The 19,195-nt window shown below is 35.7% G+C and carries 18 protein-coding genes; 2 read left to right on the top strand and 16 right to left on the bottom strand.

Features of this window, described 5'->3' with window-relative positions:
- Positions 1 to 74: 74 nt before the first annotated feature.
- From FS486_RS14810 to FS486_RS14755, 12 genes are all read right to left on the bottom strand, one after another.
- Positions 75 to 1,100 (bottom strand): ATP-grasp domain-containing protein, encoded by a 1,026-nt coding sequence (locus tag FS486_RS14810; protein ID WP_144512353.1) that lies wholly within the window; start codon positions 1,098 to 1,100, stop codon positions 75 to 77.
- The gene (locus FS486_RS14805) at positions 1,101 to 2,558 is read right to left on the bottom strand and encodes a lipopolysaccharide biosynthesis protein (RefSeq protein ID WP_144512351.1); all 1,458 of its coding nucleotides are present in this window, start codon (positions 2,556 to 2,558) and stop codon (positions 1,101 to 1,103) included.
- Between the two features lie 9 nt (positions 2,559 to 2,567).
- Positions 2,568 to 3,545, bottom strand: coding sequence for a glycosyltransferase family 2 protein (locus FS486_RS14800; RefSeq protein WP_186321468.1), 978 nt, complete (start codon positions 3,543 to 3,545; stop codon positions 2,568 to 2,570).
- Between the two features lie 38 nt (positions 3,546 to 3,583).
- The gene (locus tag FS486_RS14795; RefSeq protein WP_144512348.1) at positions 3,584 to 4,729 is read right to left on the bottom strand and encodes an O-antigen ligase family protein; all 1,146 of its coding nucleotides are present in this window, start codon (positions 4,727 to 4,729) and stop codon (positions 3,584 to 3,586) included.
- 27 nt (positions 4,730 to 4,756) lie between these two features.
- On the bottom strand, positions 4,757 to 5,494 hold the full coding sequence (locus FS486_RS14790) for a tyrosine-protein phosphatase (RefSeq protein WP_144512346.1): 738 nt from the start codon (positions 5,492 to 5,494) through the stop codon (positions 4,757 to 4,759).
- A gap of 16 nt (positions 5,495 to 5,510) precedes the next feature.
- Complete coding sequence (locus tag FS486_RS14785) at positions 5,511 to 6,854, bottom strand: tyrosine-protein kinase domain-containing protein (protein WP_260858125.1); 1,344 nt, start codon at positions 6,852 to 6,854, stop codon at positions 5,511 to 5,513.
- Positions 6,855 to 6,910: 56 nt separating this feature from the next.
- Complete coding sequence (locus FS486_RS14780) at positions 6,911 to 7,585, bottom strand: sugar transferase (RefSeq protein ID WP_144512342.1); 675 nt, start codon at positions 7,583 to 7,585, stop codon at positions 6,911 to 6,913.
- Positions 7,586 to 7,826: 241 nt separating this feature from the next.
- Complete coding sequence (locus tag FS486_RS14775; RefSeq protein ID WP_144512498.1) at positions 7,827 to 8,798, bottom strand: glutaminase; 972 nt, start codon at positions 8,796 to 8,798, stop codon at positions 7,827 to 7,829.
- A 160-nt stretch (positions 8,799 to 8,958) separates the two neighbouring features.
- Complete coding sequence (locus FS486_RS14770; RefSeq protein WP_260858123.1) at positions 8,959 to 9,525, bottom strand: excalibur calcium-binding domain-containing protein; 567 nt, start codon at positions 9,523 to 9,525, stop codon at positions 8,959 to 8,961.
- Positions 9,526 to 9,725: 200 nt separating this feature from the next.
- On the bottom strand, positions 9,726 to 10,205 hold the full coding sequence (locus tag FS486_RS14765; protein WP_144512338.1) for an MgtC/SapB family protein: 480 nt from the start codon (positions 10,203 to 10,205) through the stop codon (positions 9,726 to 9,728).
- Positions 10,206 to 10,472: 267 nt separating this feature from the next.
- Entirely contained in the window at positions 10,473 to 11,027 is a 555-nt protein-coding gene (locus FS486_RS14760) for a hypothetical protein (protein WP_144512336.1), read from the bottom strand.
- A gap of 49 nt (positions 11,028 to 11,076) precedes the next feature.
- Positions 11,077 to 12,027 (bottom strand): Rpn family recombination-promoting nuclease/putative transposase, encoded by a 951-nt coding sequence (locus FS486_RS14755; RefSeq protein ID WP_144512334.1) that lies wholly within the window; start codon positions 12,025 to 12,027, stop codon positions 11,077 to 11,079.
- A gap of 293 nt (positions 12,028 to 12,320) precedes the next feature.
- Here FS486_RS14755 and FS486_RS14750 point away from each other — a divergent pair, with 293 nt between their 5' ends.
- Together FS486_RS14750 and helD are read left to right on the top strand one after the other, a co-directional pair.
- Entirely contained in the window at positions 12,321 to 12,779 is a 459-nt protein-coding gene (locus FS486_RS14750; protein WP_186321467.1) for an Hsp20/alpha crystallin family protein, read from the top strand.
- 223 nt (positions 12,780 to 13,002) lie between these two features.
- Positions 13,003 to 15,336: an RNA polymerase recycling motor HelD gene (gene helD, locus FS486_RS14745; protein ID WP_144512330.1), complete on the top strand. Its 2,334-nt coding sequence runs from the start codon at positions 13,003 to 13,005 to the stop codon at positions 15,334 to 15,336.
- Between the two features lie 50 nt (positions 15,337 to 15,386).
- Here the strand turns inward: helD and FS486_RS14740 are convergent, their stop codons facing one another.
- The 4 genes from FS486_RS14740 to sstT all read right to left on the bottom strand — a co-directional run bounded on the left by FS486_RS14740 (position 15,387) and on the right by sstT (position 19,098).
- Positions 15,387 to 15,596, bottom strand: a complete 210-nt coding sequence (locus FS486_RS14740; protein ID WP_144512329.1) for a hypothetical protein — start codon at positions 15,594 to 15,596, stop codon at positions 15,387 to 15,389.
- A 116-nt stretch (positions 15,597 to 15,712) separates the two neighbouring features.
- Complete coding sequence (locus FS486_RS14735; RefSeq protein ID WP_144512327.1) at positions 15,713 to 16,243, bottom strand: hypothetical protein; 531 nt, start codon at positions 16,241 to 16,243, stop codon at positions 15,713 to 15,715.
- A 144-nt stretch (positions 16,244 to 16,387) separates the two neighbouring features.
- Positions 16,388 to 17,566, bottom strand: a complete 1,179-nt coding sequence (locus tag FS486_RS14730) for a NupC/NupG family nucleoside CNT transporter (protein ID WP_144512325.1) — start codon at positions 17,564 to 17,566, stop codon at positions 16,388 to 16,390.
- A gap of 281 nt (positions 17,567 to 17,847) precedes the next feature.
- Positions 17,848 to 19,098, bottom strand: a complete 1,251-nt coding sequence (sstT, locus tag FS486_RS14725) for a serine/threonine transporter SstT (protein ID WP_144512323.1) — start codon at positions 19,096 to 19,098, stop codon at positions 17,848 to 17,850.
- Positions 19,099 to 19,195: the final 97 nt, after the last annotated feature.

The following is a 19,195-nucleotide window of genomic DNA, read 5'->3' as shown; positions in this document are numbered from 1 at the left end:
TTTGGAAGCAGCGGCCTCGTAACGAAAATGGGTTCCTTAAATTTTGTTTTGATAACTAATAGCCTCCTTCATTTTTAATTTGATATGAAATTTTCGCTTTCTCCAATTATCTGTATGTCCTTATAACCAATAACACCAATTTTGGGTTTAAACACAGACTGTTTAACAGTTTCTTTTTTTAACCATGAGATGATAGCTTTTGGAAGATTTACTCCTGCAAGGTGGCTAAAAGGATATCCTCCTCCAAATCGGGCATTCATCTCCAAAATATAGGAAACACCATTTACTACAAAAACATCAACGTCTAAATTTCCAATATGTTCTGTTTTCATAGAGAGTCTTTTGCCAACCATCTCTAAATCATGATGGGAAATTGTTACTGCACAATCAGTTTCACCAGATCTCATTCCTAGCTTTTTCTTAACAACCGTCGTTAAGTTATTTCCGTCCAGGTCGTTGATAATATCTAAACCATATTCTTGTCCAACAAGTTTTTGTTGAATAATTACCGAAGACTCACTATTTAAATCTGATGCATTTGATAAATACGAATTGCTAATGTTTTTCTTTGTCTTTTCATACAGAACGTATAGCTCTTCTTTATTATCAATTTCAAAAATAGAAATGGAACCCATGCCAAACCTAGGTTTTATTATTAATGGAAAATCTATAATTCCATTATGAATTGCTTGGAGCGTGTCGGAAATCGTTAAGAAAGATTTGGGTGTATGAAAGTCATTCCTTAGAAGGAATTCGTATGTCCACCATTTATCATTACATACACGTATAAAAGATTCTTTAGATACAATAACCTTAACCCCAACCGCTTTAAATTCATTTAAACATTTGGAAAGGATTAGCAAGTCTATATCAAACAATGGAATGATGGCTTTGATGTGATTCACCTGACAATACTGTTTCAAAAATGGAATATACTCTTTGTCATGAATAAGGGGAGTAAGGACAGATTTGTCACCATATTTCAAAGCAGCTGCATCCATACTATTCGCTACATGAACTTCTCCATTGACCCCAAGCGCTTCTTTAAAATATTGAACTAAATATCCTCTTCTTCCTGCAGAAGTTAAAAGTATGTTCATTTATTTTTCCCCTTTTGAAATGATTAGACTATACAGCATAGTTAACTCTTGTATTTTAAATATCCTGCTCATTCCTACATACATACTAACTCCAATAATCAGTTGAAAAATTAACTGGATGAAATGAGGGTAAGGAAGAAAAATTCCAAGCGAGAAAACAATCCCCCCCATGATTGACGATATCAAAAACGAAGGCAATAGATCTTTTAACTGCTCTAAAACAGAATATGCTAGTTGTTTTGCAGAAAAATATATGTTTATAAAAAGTGAAATATATGAATTTATAACAGCTGCACATATTAACCCAAAGATTCCCAACTGAAGCACTAAACTAGTAATGATTAATAAGGACAGAACAACCTTTTTAATAATTTCGCTTAATAAAAATAAATCCGATTTACCTTTTACTTGTAAAATGTTCAGATTTATAGCATGAAGTGGATACAACATGCCTGCAAGACAAAGAAGTTGAAAATAAGCGACAGAAGGCATCCACTTTTCTCCAAATAGAATATAAAAAAGAGGATTTGCTATTGCTGCCAATCCAATCAGTAAAGGAAAATTGATAAATGCAGACATCCTAATAATTTTTTTGAATGCTTCGTGTAGACGTTCTTCTTCATCTTGAATACTGCTAAGCACTGGATATGTGACTCGTTGAACCGTCGAAGCCAAGGACTGTGAGGCAATGTCTCGAAATTTAACTGCATTTGTATAGTATCCAAGGTGAAGAGTAGAAAATAACTTACCGATAATAAGAAAATACATATTGTGATAGATTGTGTCGATAAGGCCGGAGAGAAGCAATCTTGATCCAAATCCGAAAAAGCGTTTGAAAGACTGGTAGTTAAATTTTAAGGACGGAAACCATCTGTTATAGATGAAAAGAAGGAATGTCTGCATAAATTGGAGAGTTATCATATTAATCACCAAACTCCAAACTCCAAATCCTAATAGTGCAACCGTAACAGTTACTGTCCCTGATATTAGTGATGCTGACATACTTATTTTGGTTATTGTTTGAAAATCTAGTTTTTTCATAAGGATAACTCTTTGAATAATGGCAAGGGAATTAATGATGATTACTAGAGAAAGTAACCGTATTATCTCAACTAATTGTGGCTCTCGAAAAAAAATACTTATTGCTTCTGAACTAGTAAATAGAATTCCGTACAAAATAAATGACATGCACAAGTTAAAATAGAAAACGGTCGAATAATCTTCCTGTGTAGTATGCTGATCTCTTATTAGAGCTTGCGTAAATCCACTGTCTACAATGGAATTTGAAATAGCGATAAACACTAAAATCATGCCAATAATACCAAAATGCTCCGGCAATAATATCCTTGCTAAAATAACTTGAACGATAAATTGAATGCCATGATTGGCCATCAAGTCAGAAAAACTCCAAATTAAAGCGGTAGTGGTTTTTTTCGTTAACGAACCAGTACTTTTCATACCGGATCCTTATACATTTAAATTTTTATTCATTTTTGCTGTTTTTAAGTTTGAAATTTTCAAAAAGAGTGATGGGTAATTACATCTGATAATTATCTTCATTTTCGCTTTTATTTTATTTAACCAGTTGGAATGACTGAATTTGAATTGTTTCTGTTCTTTTGTCTTCTTTTTTAGTATTAGTAGCTCAAATTCAATAGGTTGTTTTGTTTTATTAATTTCATGTTGGTAAATATAGTTCGTAGATTCATTAAAGTCTTCTAATAATTGAATAATTCCTTCATTGATTCCAATAATTTTCTCTTTGATATTGGAACCGAAACTCATACGGTTTGTCCAGGAACCTTCTACTCCACTCCGATATGCACACATACACGCATCGAAATAGTAAACATAACCTTGACTGGCTAAATACATTTGCATCGGATAGTCGCCAATTGGTGCATTTAAATAGTAAGTTGGCGGATTCTCCATAAACTTTTTACGATATAAAAGGGAAGGAGTAGGGCAGAACCCCCCACCACCGATAATAATATCTTCAATAGGGCTAATTTTATCCGACAAGTATGGTCTGATAATTCTTCCAGTTGGCTTGTTGGGCGCCTGAAGAATTTCCGCGGAATGGAAGCACAAACTACACTCTGAGTGGCTTTCCATATAATCCACTTGCTTTTGCAGCTTCAAAGGGTCTGTCCAAAAGTCATCCCCTTCGCATTCTGCTATATATTTCCCTTTACTATTTTCTACGAGACGTCGTGAATTCTGCCGTGCTCCTACATTTTGCGAAGAAGTTATAATTCTGATGATCTCTGGATATTGAGTCGCATATTCATCTACTATTTTTCTAGTATTATCTGTACTGCAATCCTCACCAATTAGAATTTCATACTTAAAATTTGTTTTTTGCATTAAAAAACTTTCAATTGCATCTGCTATATAATCTTCATGATTATAAGTTGTACAATTTATACTGACTAAAATACTCAAACAACCACTCATTTCTTCGTTCTATTTTCTTTGTTATTTCATTTTTGAGGAATCCATGCTAATGCTAAGAGCAACCACAAATGTCGCCAGTGTAAAGTATCTACAAAGAAGCTATTAAATGCTAACCCGATTAAAGAGGCAAATATAACAACATAAATAGTTCCATTGTATGCCTCATCATTCCTAAAATGAGAAAATGCCTTTAAAATACTAACAACGAAAAATAAAAAAAATGATAGTAGTCCAATTACCCCATTTTCAGTAAAAAGCCTTGCATATAGGCTATGTGGCGAATATTGAAAGGCAAGTTCGGACTGACCCGATCCAATACCAAATGGATTAGACAAACCACTTTCAAATGCCGCAATTTGAGTTCCAAATCGATCATCATCATAGCCTTGATAACTTAGTCTCGAGACAAGTAAATTCTCAACTACTGGAGTTTGAATAAAGTAAAAAATTCCTGGAACACAAACCAAAAGGATAAAAATTATTGTATAAATCCTTCTTTTTACATGATTTATTTTAAAAAGAACCAAATAGATTAATAGTGAAATAGCAAAATTACCCCATGCCGCTCTAGAAAAACTAATAATTATCCCAGCAGCTAAGATGAGAAATGCACTATAATATAATAATTTCTTACGTGTCGTCATATCTTTTTGTTCTGCCATACAAAGAGAAAATAGAGATGGCATTACAAGAAAGGGCCCAAACACATTCGGATCCTTAAAAAATGCTTTTGCTCTTCCGTACATTAAGAAAAAGTCATTATAAGGAAGTAAGTGGAAATAAGCGAGTATTCCAATAATCGCTGCAAGAAATGCCGATAACAAATAACCATGCATGATGAGTTGGAAGGTTGTTCGTTTGATATGTTCACCCATACCAATTATCCCTATCCAAGTTAGTGCCAAGTAAAAAGTAATCCCCGTAAAAAAGATGGAGGATCCTAATTCTTCAATGAAAAATAAAGACAATAAATTACAAATTAAAAATACACAAAGAATGCAAAGCGGCAAAATCATTTCCTTATGGAAACTAAATGTCGACATAAGAAAACCAACAAAAAGAATAATTATTATAAATAAATCGTATGGAGAAGGTTCAAAATAAACGAACGAACTCACTGCCATTGTCAGAAATAAAAAAGATGACAACCATTTACTTCTACTTTCAGTCATTGTGTTCTCCCCATTGACATGCCCGTACTAAAATGGAACTGGTTCCTTTGTATGAAAATCGGTACCCGTAACGATATGTGCAGAATTGGCTTGAAAGTAATCTACAAGTTCTTTTGAAAACTTCTTTTGAATAATCTTATAAGCGCTATTTTGAATAAATGGTACCTTTTCATCGTAATAGGTATTTGTTGTAATAAAATGAATAAGATTATGGCGACACAATTTCCTAACAAATCGCTTAATTGCCCTACCATGTGCTCCTATTATGCTTGATGCATTTACTTGTACAAGAGCTCCTCTGTATACTAATTCATATAATGTATTCGGATTTTTTCTAAATTCTATATTTTGTTCAGGATGCGCGATGATTGGTATATATCCCTTCAGTTGCATCTCGTAAAAAACTTGCTGTGTAAAAAGAGGAATACTATTTTTGGGAAATCCAATTAATACATATTTATTTGATTCTGCAAGGGGTAAAAGGTTTTTCTCTAGGTCATACAGCAAATTTTTATGAAGTTGAATTTCCATGCCTTCGAGTACAGTTAGTGGGATATCCCGTTCAACCAGTTTTTTATTAATACTTTTTACTAAATGTTTGATCCATGTTTGAAAATCATCCGAGTTTTTATTTTTACAATGCGGATTAGCAATAATATGTGTAACACCGGCACTTACAGCTTTTTTAGCAAGTGCTATTGCTCCTTCGTCATTTCCAGGTCCAGCATCAACAGGTAATATAAAATTGTGCATATCTACAATCATGTCAAGACTCCTATTCTTACAAGTCGTATTTCCCACTGTTTTCATTTAAATCACTTTTGTTTAGTACTGAACCTAAGAATGTCGTACCTACTCTTATTAATCTAGACATATTCTTCCTTGCGAGTCCCTCCTTTGTATTTGTCGCATTAACGACAAATAGACAACCGTCTACTAATGATGAAAGGCTTAATGCATCCGTAACGGATAGAGGTGATGTATCAAAAATGATGGCATCGAAGCTCAATTTCAATTCCTCTATTACTTTTTTCATTTTAGTAGAAGATAATATTTCTGCTGAATTAGGAGGTATAGGGCCAGCACTTATAAAAGATAAATTTTCTATGGAAGTTTGCTGTATAATTTCTTCCAGTTTATAATCAGATACTATAGTGGAAGTTAGTCCCTTTCGTTCTGGAAGATTAAATAATTTCCTTCCATCTGGTTTCCTAAGGTCTGCATCTATAAACACTGTTTTTTTACCGTCCATCGCCATTACGATTGCTAGATTACCGCTCATCGTTGATCTTCCATCACCTGCGCTCGAACTTGTCACCATGAAAGCTTTTATCTTTTTTTGTTCCATTTGATATTGAACATTAGCGCGTAAATCTCTAAATTCTTCTATTAAATTTGAAGGGTTATTCAAATTTTGGAGTAATTTAAACTGCACATTCTTTACTCTTTTTTTCACTTTTTTGGTAGATTTCAAAAATGAAATTTTCCCCAAACTAGGTATACCTAAGCTTCTTTCGGTTTTTATTACTGTATTCAAATTTGTCATGTGGAATTCTTTAAACAGAATAAAAACAACACAGATAAGTAGGCTAATACCAAATGAAATAAAATAATATAAAATAGCGCTAAGTTTGACCATAGTTACATCTGTTTTTGCAGATACTTCTTTTAGAATATTGATATTATCTAGATTCATTAATTCATTTACTTGTTTTTGGAATGTTTCCGCATATATATTTGCCAGTAATGCTGCGGCTTCTGGCGTTTCTTCATTTACAACAATCGTGATTATTTGGGAGTTATTACTCGTTTCAATTTTTACGTTGTTTGTTATTGTTCCTTTCGAGTAGGGCCTTTCTAATTCACTGTTGACCTTACTTATCATTCGGTCACTCTTTAACATTTGTTTATATGTTTCTATTAGACGCAAATTAGTGTCAATTTCATTCGCCTGAAGCACGGTACTCTGATTTGTTCTTGTAGTATTATTAATAAGAAGATCTGTTCTAACTTCGAAAACTGGTGGAATTGTAAAATACACAGAACCACCTCCTAGAGTAAAAAGTAAGACGAAGAAAATAATTATCTTTCGTTTTTTATAGAACAAACCTATAATTTCTTTCATACTTATCGTCTGTTTCATAGTTCACGACCATCCTTCGTTGTAATATCCCCATCTTTTTAATATGCCCCCTTCCCGCGAATTACCAGTAATACAGTGTATATAATGATTTTAAAATCTAAAACCAAGGAGCAATGTTCCACATAATAGTGATCGAGTTCCATCTTTTTTCCATGACTTATTTCTGATCTTCCATTTATTTGTGCATATCCCGTAATACCTGGTTTCACTTTCAAACGTTTTTTTTGCTCGTCTGAATAATATCTTGTAATTTCCACCATCTCAGGTCTCGGCCCTACAAAACTCATATCCCCTTTCAGTACATTCCACAATTGGGGAATTTCATCTATGCTATATTTTCTATATATCTTTCCTATTCGTGTGATGTCCTGTTGAATTGGTTTTTCAAAAGAAAAGTCTTTAGGGACTTCATGCTCCCAATCGTATTGATGACTACTGGATTCCTCTACAATTGGTTGCATTGTGCGGAATTTCCAGATCTTAAAAGATGTATTATAAATACCACTTCGAATTTGCTTAAAAAAAATAGGCCTTCCAGATAAAAGAAACAACATAAGAGAAAAGAATATAAGAAACGGTGTGAATAATATTAAAAGAACAAAACTGGCTATAATATCAGTAGCTCTCTTTCCATATCGAGAATAAAAATTATTGATTATTTCCGGGAGTGTAATATCCTTAATATTCTCCAAAGCATGGTCTCCTTTTTCCATTGTAAAATATGGGCTATTGAAATTAGTATATTCACTATTGCTAATGAAAAAGAACTAAATAATGAAATGTTTAGGACGAGTTCTGCTAAAACAAAACGAGCTGCCCCAACAGTTTCCTGTCAGGACAGCTCGAAAATGATAGTTAAAAGTAGTATAAATACGGGTCAATTTAACTAATAATCACTTTAATGAATTACTCGATTGCAAAGTCTTTAGACAAATTCCCTTCCTGTCTGCACGTTTAAAAAATACTTATATCCCATGTCTCGGCAATTTTTTGCAGTAGCATAACACCCGCTACACTACTTCCATATTCATCAATAGCCGGTCCGTAAATACCTATACCGCATCCTTCGAGTAGCGGACAATCTTCATGTCGAACGCGTGGAGGCACCGCAGCCATGATGCCTCCTGATACACCGGTTTTTGCCGGAATTCCAATGAACGCCGCAAATTTACCAGAAGCATTATACACTCCACAAGTCAGCATTAAACTTTTCGCCAATCTTGCTACTTCTTTCGGCATAATTTGTACGTTCCGAATAGGATGATAGCCGTCATGTGCTAACACTAATCCGATTAAAGCAACATCTTCCGTCGTCACCTCTATCGAGCATTGTTTCAAATATATTTCTAAAGCCTGCTCTACTTCGATTTCTAAAAAACCTGTTTCTTTTAAATAATAAGCTAGTGCTCTATTTCGGTTGGCTGTTTTCCATTCAGAAATGAATACTTCCTCGCTATAGGAAGAAGATTTTCCTAGTATTTGTTCCATTAAAGTAAAAATCGATTGTAATTTTGCTTGTGGTGTCTCCCCTGGAAGTAACGAGGAAACGGTAATTGCTCCGGCATTAATCATTGGATTAAATGGCTTTCCTGGCTTATGCATTTCCAAACGAATAATTGAATCGAAAGGATCACCAGTCGGTTCCAAATCAACCTTCTCCAACACATAGGAAATGCCATGATGCATACACGCAACGATAAAACTGATGACTTTGGAAATGCTTTGCAGCGTAAACGTCACATCGCAATCACCCGATCTTAAAATGTTCCCATTTGGTTCAATGATGGATATACCCAAATGAGATGAATCTGCTTTTTCCAATGCAGGTATATAGGAAGCATTTTTTCCAACGGAAGTAAATGCACGATAGTATGTCACCCAATCATCCATCAATTTCTTATTTTGATGGTAAGTATCTTTTTTCATCTGTTCCACTGTTTTTTCTTCCCCTTTATAAATAAATCGTTCGCTTTAAAAAGAGACCGTCCATTTGACGATCTCTTTTTGAAATAAGTTGTCCAATTGCGAAGAATTCCTTCTTCCTCATTTTCCCCATATAACTAGTAAACAATACTTGTTTCTACTATCATCTCTCACAAGCCCAATTGTCTTTATCTCTGTCGTGTTTTCCTGCATAGGCTGGATGACCTTTTTTCACTCCATGCGGATAATATTCCCTCATTTCCGTGCAATTTTGAAAGAATTTCGGAGCTCCTGGAATTACTGCTAAGCCATTATCGACCTCTTGTTTGAGACTGGCAACTGGTTTAGAAACTTCCTTTGAGGCAGGTTTTTGGGCATTCGCAAGCTGAGCGAGTTTGTTTTTCGATGGTGTTTCATATAAGACTCTCTCATTCTTTGCAACAAAGTTTCCGCCTCCTACTCCATAAAGCCCATTATGCTGACTTTTGAAATTATACACACGGTATTCTTCGCCTTTTTTCAATGTTCGAACTACAGATAAAGAACCACTTCCATCAAATTTAACTAAGTCTGTATCTGCTAAAACAGTTACTTTCCCTATCTGTCCTAATGTTAGTTCTGTCATTCCCCACATTACCTTAGTAGCGGCATTTGTTTCATTCGAATTAAGGATATTCAGACTTAATACAATGAGTAAAACAGAAATCACTTTTAAAAATTTTGCAAACATTTTCAATCTCCTCCATCTCCGTTTACTATTATAGTACATTATTGGAAGATTACTATATGTATTTTCCATACTTTTTCGATTATTTATAGGCATAAAAAACTCGCTAGTCTCCGATTTTAACAGGAACTAACGAGCAAGCTGTACTTTTTCGATTTTAAATAGTAAATCACTTGTACGAGATAGGGCATTTCAAGCTGATTTTACTCTCCATCACTATCATCATCATCTTTTTCTCTAGAAGGCAATATTCCCATTTTCTCCACCAGTTTCGGCAAATTCATCGCTATAAACATTAAAACTGTCGTTATAATAGCTAAATCATAAGCTCCGTAACCTATTGTTAATCCAACACACGCAGTAATCCAAAGATTGGCCGCAGTAGTAAGTCCACGTTTTACATTGGCCTTATCTATCCAAATTACACCGGCGCCAAGAAAGCCAATACCACTAATTACTTGAGCCGCTAATCGCATAGGGTCCATATACGGTCCTTGGTTTAAAGTAGATAAAGACATCGCCAGTGTTGCTCCTAAACAAACTAATATATGAGTTCTAATACCTGCTGGCTTATTTTTGATTGCTCTTTCTAGACCGATAAAAAATCCTACAACCGTCGCTACAATTAGCCTAATATATAAATCTACGTGTGAATCGAATAATGAGGCAATAAAATTCATCATGCATTACTCCCTTCTTTATTATATTAACTCCATCTTTAATCTACCCTCCGCTATGTATGTTTATTTCTACAAAATGATAATAAAACCCTTTAACATGAGAAGTCTAAGAATCAGCGCATGGCCCAAGCAGCTGAGCCAAAAGCTCATTTTGGATATAAATAGAATGAAACCAGCCCTTAGCTTACACACTATGGTCTGGTTTTATATGTGTTTCCTATTATCTAATGCGGAGAGCTAGCATTTTCTTTACTTCTTTCGTTAAGCGGATTAATCCGAAGCCATAAGACTAATGATATGTTTCAATAGAAATTCTTTTCCTAAATCATTGTAGACTATGCGTTGATATGGCTTTCCATTGTAATAGCCTTCCATACTTTCAATTCCATATGCATTCGAATTGTCGTTTACCACCGTACGTGTTTTGTTACCATCTATCTTTTCTTCAGTTAAAACACCAATCTTTTTCAGCTTTCTATTTATCACAGAACCACTTAACTTTTTGGATATAGTTACGTCAATTACTAGATTTACTGCCTGTGCAAATTCACTTATAGATATTGGCCCTTTTGGTAATACAATTTTTTCTACTTGCTCTGCTGTAAGTACGACTTTATTAGGGCGTTTTCTCCGATTCGTTTTTTTCTGGTTCTTCGTAAGTTCAGTATCCAAAAAATTCAACAGGACAAATAAATGTCGAATAACCTGGGGATTATTCAACAAATGATCGGACGCTATTGCAGATTCATCTATCGGATTAATGCCATGCGCTAACTTTTCTAACGCTTGCTTTGATTCCAATAATTGTGCCTGATTTCCCTCCATTTTTTAACACCCTTTTAGTGTTCTTTCCTTGTGTAAATTGACATGAATATTATAGACGCAAGGAAGTAGCTATCTCTTTAATCCGTTCAACGGTTAGCCCTGTCACTTCTGCAATAAAATCTATATCCACTTTTTTATTTAGTAAATTTCGGACCATTTCCCCTGTTTTTTCCCTTTGCCCTTCAATCTTTCCTTCCTCCCTACCCTTTTTTTCAGCCATGTATTTTACATCCTCTAACTTTGCCTCTTCGTCTAGAATGTATTTCAAGCGGGATTCATAAGCAAGCACATCTTCTTTGGATTTGCTTAGTTCCTCCCAAGCGGAGAACGCATTGGCTATGTTTTCGTCTCTCATCGCTAATTCCTCCAATTCTTTGTAGATTTGATTGTAAACCCTTTCTTTACGTGCATCGACCATGCCGAGCAGTAGTAACCAGCGAACGAGTATATCGTCAAGGGTATCCAAATCATTTTGGTTCCACATGTGTAAAAACTTATTCATTTCAATGAAATGGACTTCCAGTACATTATCCAAATCGCTGATAGGTTGCATCGTAGAGTCTTCATATAAATGGAAAGTGTTATGGTAATAATTGTTTTTATCGAATACAGTAAAATTACAAATATTAATTGTGATTGTTGGTAATAGTGTATGATATCCCATTCCTTTAGACAACTGTGACGTGTAAAGTCGGGACCAGTAATAGAGCGTGCGCTTAAACATATTGTGTTCGTTGGATAATTGGACTTCTATGTTAATAAGATCCCCTTTTTGTGTTCGGACGACGATATCTAGCCGTGACTGCTTATCGTCTTTGTATTCTCCCCCTACTTCCTGACTTGTAAATTCAACTTCTTTAATCGTGTCACGACCAGTTCGTTGCAAAATGGCGTTTAGAAAAACAATTGTTATTTTTTTATTTTTCTCACTTCCGAACATTTGTTTAAAGGCATAGTCTACAGTTAGGTCCATGAGTTTTGACAGTGGTATTCTGTTCAATGCTCTTTGTTTGATATAATTCCCCCAATTACGTTGTATTATCTCTCTTTCTTTCAAGATACAATAACGTCATTTGGAAGTAAATTGTCATAAATGTACCAATAACAAAACTATTTCATTCTCTATGCAATAGTAGGGTCAGAATTGAGTTTTAGCCCATTTATTCATCGCAAAATAAAATTTCTGTTACCCTTTGACCATATGAAATCCGCACGTAGGTTAAACGCCCGCTATTATTTATTCGTTTCAACATAACTTATTGGTGAGCATCAATAATGGAAGGAGACATGAACATGCCATACGGAAATGACCATATGCCAGCTAGAAAAAATAATCCCCTTGAAACATTTGGCTTTCGTGACAAACCACTTTGGAACCTGATGCACCAAATGGATTCTTTTTTCAACCAGTTTTTTAACCAGCTGGACACTCACTTCTCCCTGAATTCTTTTCAAGTGAATACACATGAAAACGAATCGGACGTCATTGTGGAAGTAAAACTACCGGGCATCAAACAAAATCAGATCCAGTTGGAGATTATCGAAAACAAGCTCAAAATAAGTGTAGAAGATTCCCTACAGGAGGAAATTAAATACCCAAATCATACGGGGAAAAGACAAGTGTACCAACGAAGAGAGCAGTATGTTTCCCTTCCCTTTCTAATCTCAGAAAATGAAGCTAAAATTTCTTTTGACAATGAACTACTAACAGTCAGCTTCCCGAAACAAAAATACTTTACATTAGATGAATGATAAATAAAAAAAGCTACAATCACCGATAAACATGGTGGCTGTAGCTTTTTACTATATGAACGATTAAAAACCATTCAATTAAATTGTATTGATAGAATGGCCTATTTATGGTATATTAATTTAGAATTACATTTTTATATAATGGTTTATATTATCCCTATTATCATTATATATCATAATTCCTTTTTCGTCAACTACTATTTCTTTTTAAAGGGGCGTTTGTATGGGAACAGAATTTCAGCGGGAGCAAGAACGTGTAGACAGCGTAATGGAAACAATTACGGAACAAATTAGCATGCTGGAAGGTGAAACAAATCGGCGTCGCAATGAAGTTATTGATTTCCGAAAAAACTTTTGGGATGATGTCAAAGTAAACACAGATACCTTCGACGATTATCTAGAAACGATCATCAGTTTGCGACAACAAGCTCAAAATCTTTCCATCACACAAAGCACGCACAACCAAGCCTCCAAGCGATTATCTGCTTTGCGCCGCATGCAGGAGATCCCTTATTTCGGTCGGATAGATTTCACCGAAGAAGGAACTTCTACTTCAGATCGTATTTATATCGGCGTCTCCACTCTTAGAGATGCTACCGAGGAGAATTTCTTGATCTATGACTGGCGAGCACCAATTTCAAGCGTTTATTATGATTCCTCCCCTGGTCCTGCTCAATATAGCACGCCTGGAGGAGTAATTCACGGCATGCTAGATCAAAAATGGCAATATATCATTCATAATGGAATAATCGAGTCGATGTTTGATACGAGTCTCACTATTGGAGACGAAATTTTACAGCAAGTGCTCGGCAAAGGTACTGATAAACATTTACACAGCATAGTAGCCACCATTCAACAGGAACAAAACCGCATCATTCGCCATGACCATAAGCGTCTGCTCATCGTGTCAGGAGCTGCTGGCAGCGGCAAGACGTCTGCCGCTATGCAAAGGATTGCTTACTTACTTTATAAATATCGGGAAAGCCTAAGAGCCGACCAAATCATTCTATTTTCTCCTAATGCTATGTTCAACAGCTATGTATCTACTGTATTGCCAGAGCTTGGTGAAGAGAATATGCAACAAGTCACCTTCCAGGATTATTTGAACCATCGACTAAGCGATGCATTTCAGGTGGAGAATAGTTACGATCAATTGGAATTTGTATTGACAAAATCGGATACTCCTTCCTACGAGGCTAGAACTGCAAGCATCCGTTTCAAAGCGTCTCCTCATTTTTTCGAAGTGATCAAAAATTACCGACAAGCATTGGAATTATCCGGAATGATTTTCAAAGGAATTAAATTTAAAGGAAAACCAATCGTCACTGCTGAACAAATCACGGATAGGTTCTATAGTAAGGACACATCTCTGCGTTTTTATAGCAGGATAGAAAAATTAGTGGAATGGCTGAATAAGCTAGTTGATGAAACGGAGAAACGCGAGTTGACCGAACCATGGGTACAGGAAGAGATTGAGCTGCTTAGCAATGCAGAATATCAAAAAGCTCGTACTCATTTACAAAAAAAACAAGGCTTTACTGAGGAAATGCTTGATAACTATGAAAGCGAGACCGACGCACTCAGTCGTTTGATCGTCCGTAAAAAGTTGAAGTCCCTGCGCAAACAGATTCAGTCACTTCAATTTATTCATATAAAGAACATATACAAGCAACTTTTCATTGATCCAGCACAGATTACCCAATGGACAAAAGGTAAAACTCCCGAGAATTGGGATGATATTTGTCAATTATCCGAGCAAATGCTTGATGAAGGCAAACTCTATTACGAGGATGCTACCCCATTTTTACTATTAAAAGAATTGATTCAAGGCTTTCAGATGAATAGTTCGATCAAACATGTAATTGTAGACGAAGCACAAGACTATTCCCCATTTCAATACGAGTTTTTAAAACGTTTATTTCCAGCAGCAAAAATGACAGTGCTTGGCGATTTTAATCAGGCGATATTCACTCATGCTAGTGAAACAGGTGATTTTCATCTCCTCACAAATTTATACGGACCAGATGAAACGGATACGATCACGTTAAACCGGAGCTACAGATCCACCAAACCAATCGTTGAATTTACACGGCAGCTTGTGCCCAACGGTGAAACCATTACTCCTTTTGAACGAGACGGTGAGCCTCCTGTGCTGACACAATTGCCTGATCATGCGGAACTGCACCGCCGCATTGCTTCTAAAATCGCAGAATTGCGAAAGCAAAAGTATAATACGATAGCCATTATATGCAAATCTGCAGCAGAAAGCATCATTGCCTATGAAGCACTTGGCAACGATGACGACATTAAGCTCGTAAAGAAAGGTTCCGCTGAATATGAACAAGGTGTTGTCATCATACCCGCTTATTTGGCAAAAGGCATCGAATTCGACGCAGTAATTATGTATGATGCATCGGCCCAAGTATACGGCGATGAAAATCTTCGCAGATTGTTCTACACCGCCTGTACGAGAGCCATGCATTACTTGCACTTATATAGTGTAGGCGAACCAAGTCCTTTTTTAAGCAATATCAGACAGGAAAGCTTACTGCCTTAACCATATAAAAAAAGCAGACCTTAGCTTGAATGCTTGGGTCTGCTTTTAACTTAGCGAGATGGTCTAGCTTCTTGACAGCTTGAACACTTTTTCTGATTGCTGCCTTTAAACTTAGTAAAAGTCTTTTCAAATTCATTTCCGCAAGAACATTTGAACTGTAGTTTTTGTGAGTAACCTGTATATTCATTAGAAAGTAATTCACTATCTGAATTCTTCTTCACATACTCTCGGATTTGTTCAATCGTCCATTTTTTATTCATTATTAACACCTCCGCTAGTTTTCTATTCAATTAGACTTAATACGACCTCATCTATCTGAATTCCTATTGTACCATCAATTTGAAGATTATCTCATCTACTTGAACAGTTTTGTTAGTTAGCCAATTTCAAAATTTGCACCTACTGGATAAAGGGATATATATTGGCCTTCATCATGTAAAAAGGCAATTTCTACCCCCTCTATTAAATTGTGAGAAGATAGTACTTTCCATATAGTTTTAAAGGCTAATTCAACATCGACCACCAGGCAAAAGGTAGTCCCAGCACCATCACCAATTTCTGAGCCGTAAAGCTCACCATTTCCAGTAGAATGCAAAGCTTCATCTATTAAATCCTCAACAAATAAACTTTTTTCCTCTGCTTCGTCGAATTGTTCTTCATCTTCATACCGGTACTGTACTACCACTTTAATTAATGAATTTTTCTCAACATGTTCATATCCTTGATTTACTTTCTCTTTAGCTAATCTATTCATCGCTAATTTAGAGCTCTCCAATAATTTCAATCGTTTTTCTTCCTTTTCGCCATTCATCCCTAGAATGCCAGATAGCGTACATAACTGCTTTCCCACTTTCCAAACTTGCCAATAGAGTGATTCATTACTTGTCTTTTTAATCATTCTAATCATGTTGCCCATTCCCCCTTTTTTTGAAAATACTAACGAATCTAGTAATTCAAGTATAACTTATTTTCACTCCTTTTGTTTTTGCGTCGGGATGATGGGAAAATGAAAAAAGAAGACCTGCAGCAGCTGCGGATCTTCTTTTTCTAATTAGAGGATAAGACTTACAATAATCGCTGATAATACACTTACCAACGTTGCTCCGTATAAAAGTTTCAATCCGAATCGTGCTACGACATTTCCCTGTTTTTCATGAAGCCCTTTAACCGCACCAGAAATGATTCCGATCGAAGAGAAATTTGCAAAGGAAACAAGGAATACGGAAATGATACCGATGGAACGTTCACTTAGTTTTGAAGCCAATTCATTTAATGAAAGCATCGCCACAAATTCGTTTGTAACTAATTTGGTAGCCATAATACCGCCTGCTGTAACTGATTCTGAAACGGGAATACCCATTAAAATTGCAAATGGTGCAAAGACATATCCCATAATCTCTTGGAATGATATCCCAAATATCATATCAAAGATAGTATTTATACCTGCCATCAATGCAACGAATCCAAGCAGCATAGCCGCAACGATGATGACAACCTTGAATCCATCTAAAATATACTCACCCAACATTTCAAAGAAGCTTTGTTTTTCCGTTTGCACAATTAGAAGATCTTCTTCTTCGCTTACAGTGTACGGATTAATGATGGAAGAAATGATGAAACCTCCGAATAAATTAATCACGATTGCCGTTACAACATATCGCGGTTCAACCATCGTCATATATGCTCCGACAATGGACATCGATACAGTGGACATCGCTGACGCAGAAAGTGTATAGAGACGTTGCGGAGATAATTGTCCAAGCTGTTTTTTAACGGTTATAAAAACTTCCGATTGTCCCACTATAGCGGATGCTACTCCGTTGTAGGATTCTAATTTACCCATGCCATTTACTTTACTAATTACCCATCCAATCCATTTCATAATGAAAGGAAGTACTTTAATATGCTGCAGAATTCCTATCAGAACAGAAATAAAAACGATAGGTAGCAGAGCTGTTAAGAAGAAAGGAGCTTGTCCTTCATTCGCAAGGCCACCGAATACAAAGTTAATTCCTTCATTCGCGAATTCGAGTAATTTTTCAAACCCAGCTGCGATTCCTTTAATAAGAACCAATCCAAATTTCGTATTCAGTAATAAAAAAGTTAAAACTACTTGAATAACGAGCATCTGAATAATTGGTCTGATTTTTATTTTTTTACGATTGTTACTTGCAACCCAGGCAAGACCTAGAACGACTATTAAGCCGATGATTGAGATTAAATAATTCATTTGATGCCTCCACAAAGATGTATTAAATAAAAGGTCGAACGTCTGACCATATGACTTACTTACCTAGTATACAGATATAATTCATTATGTCCAAATACTATTTATTACATGTTACCCATGTTGATAAATAAATATTATATTTTTAAGGATTTTCTTGTCCTTAGGTATTCGAAGTAAAACTAGACGTCACTTTCACTCAAAAAGCTTTCCAAAATTAAAAAGCCACAATCACCGAATCAGTTTCGGTAATCGCGGCTTTTAACCTTGATTCAACGTATTTATTAAACCCTTACAGAGTTTTTAGAATTCATCGTAACTGTTTTACCTTCTTTACGTTCCTTCGCGTATTCTGCAGTAGCAGTGAACAGAACGTCAGAAGACGAATTGAGTGCTGTTTCACAAGAATCCTGAACAACACCAATGATAAAGCCAACACCAACTACTTGCATTGCAATATCAGCTGGAACTCCAAATAAATTACATGCCAGTGGGATAAGTAAAAGTGATCCACCTGCAACCCCTGATGCACCCGCAGCAGAAACAGCTGCTACTACAGAAAGCATAAGTGCTGTCATAAAGTCAACTTCAATACCAAGCGTATTTACTGTTGCAAGTGTTAGTACTGCAATGGTAACAGCTGCGCCAGCCATATTGATCGTAGCTCCTAGAGGGATAGAAACTGCATACGTATCCTCATCTAAGCCTAGTTTCTCACATAATTTCATATTTACCGGAATGTTCGCAGCCGAGCTACGTGTAAAAAATGCTGTAATACCACTTTCTCTTAAAACCTGTAAAACAATTGGATACGGATTTTTTCGCGTATAGATAAATACGATTAACGGATTCATCACAAGTGCGATAAACAACATACATCCAACTAATATTAATATTAATCTACCATAATCCGCTAATGCAGATAGACCGCTTGTTACAATTGCATCGAATACTAGTCCCATAATACCAAGTGGTGCTAGATTAATCACCCATTGTACTACTTTCGTGATTGCATCTGAAAAGTTACCTAGCATATCTTTCGTACTCTGATTTGCCTTTTTTAGTGCAAACCCAAGAACGACCGCCCACATTAAAATTCCTAGATAGTTAGCATTTACTAATGCATCAATTGGATTAGAAACTAAGTTAAATAGTAATGTTTTAATAACTTCCGAAATACCTTCTGGTGGAGTCAGGTCTTCCGCTCCTGTTGTCAGTGTTAAAGTGACTGGGAACATAAAGCTTGCTACTACAGCGACAAGCCCAGCTAAAAATGTACCAATAGCATAAAGACCAAGAATCGATTTCATATTCGTTTTCTTACCACTTTTATGTACGGCAATTGCATGCATTACTAAAAATAATACTAATATTGGTGCAACTGCCTTCAATGCACCAACAAATAAAGAACCGAAAATGGAGATCCAGCTTGCACCACTAGGAACAGTTAAAGCCAAGATAACCCCAATAATAATACCGATTACAATCCTTTTTACGAGGCTTATTTTATTCCATTTAGCCAATAAATTTTTCATTCTACTATCCCCCAACATTTTCAGATAAACTACAGTCCTTTCTCCCTTGTTTGAAATAATACGTACTTATTTAAACTTTAAGTAGACTGATATTTTA

This window comes from Bacillus sp. FJAT-22090, assembly GCF_007676755.1.
Taxonomy (GTDB): Bacteria; Bacillota; Bacilli; order Bacillales_A; family Planococcaceae; genus Psychrobacillus.
Note: the sequence above shows the minus strand (reverse complement) of the source record. Positions and strands in the feature narration are given on the sequence as shown.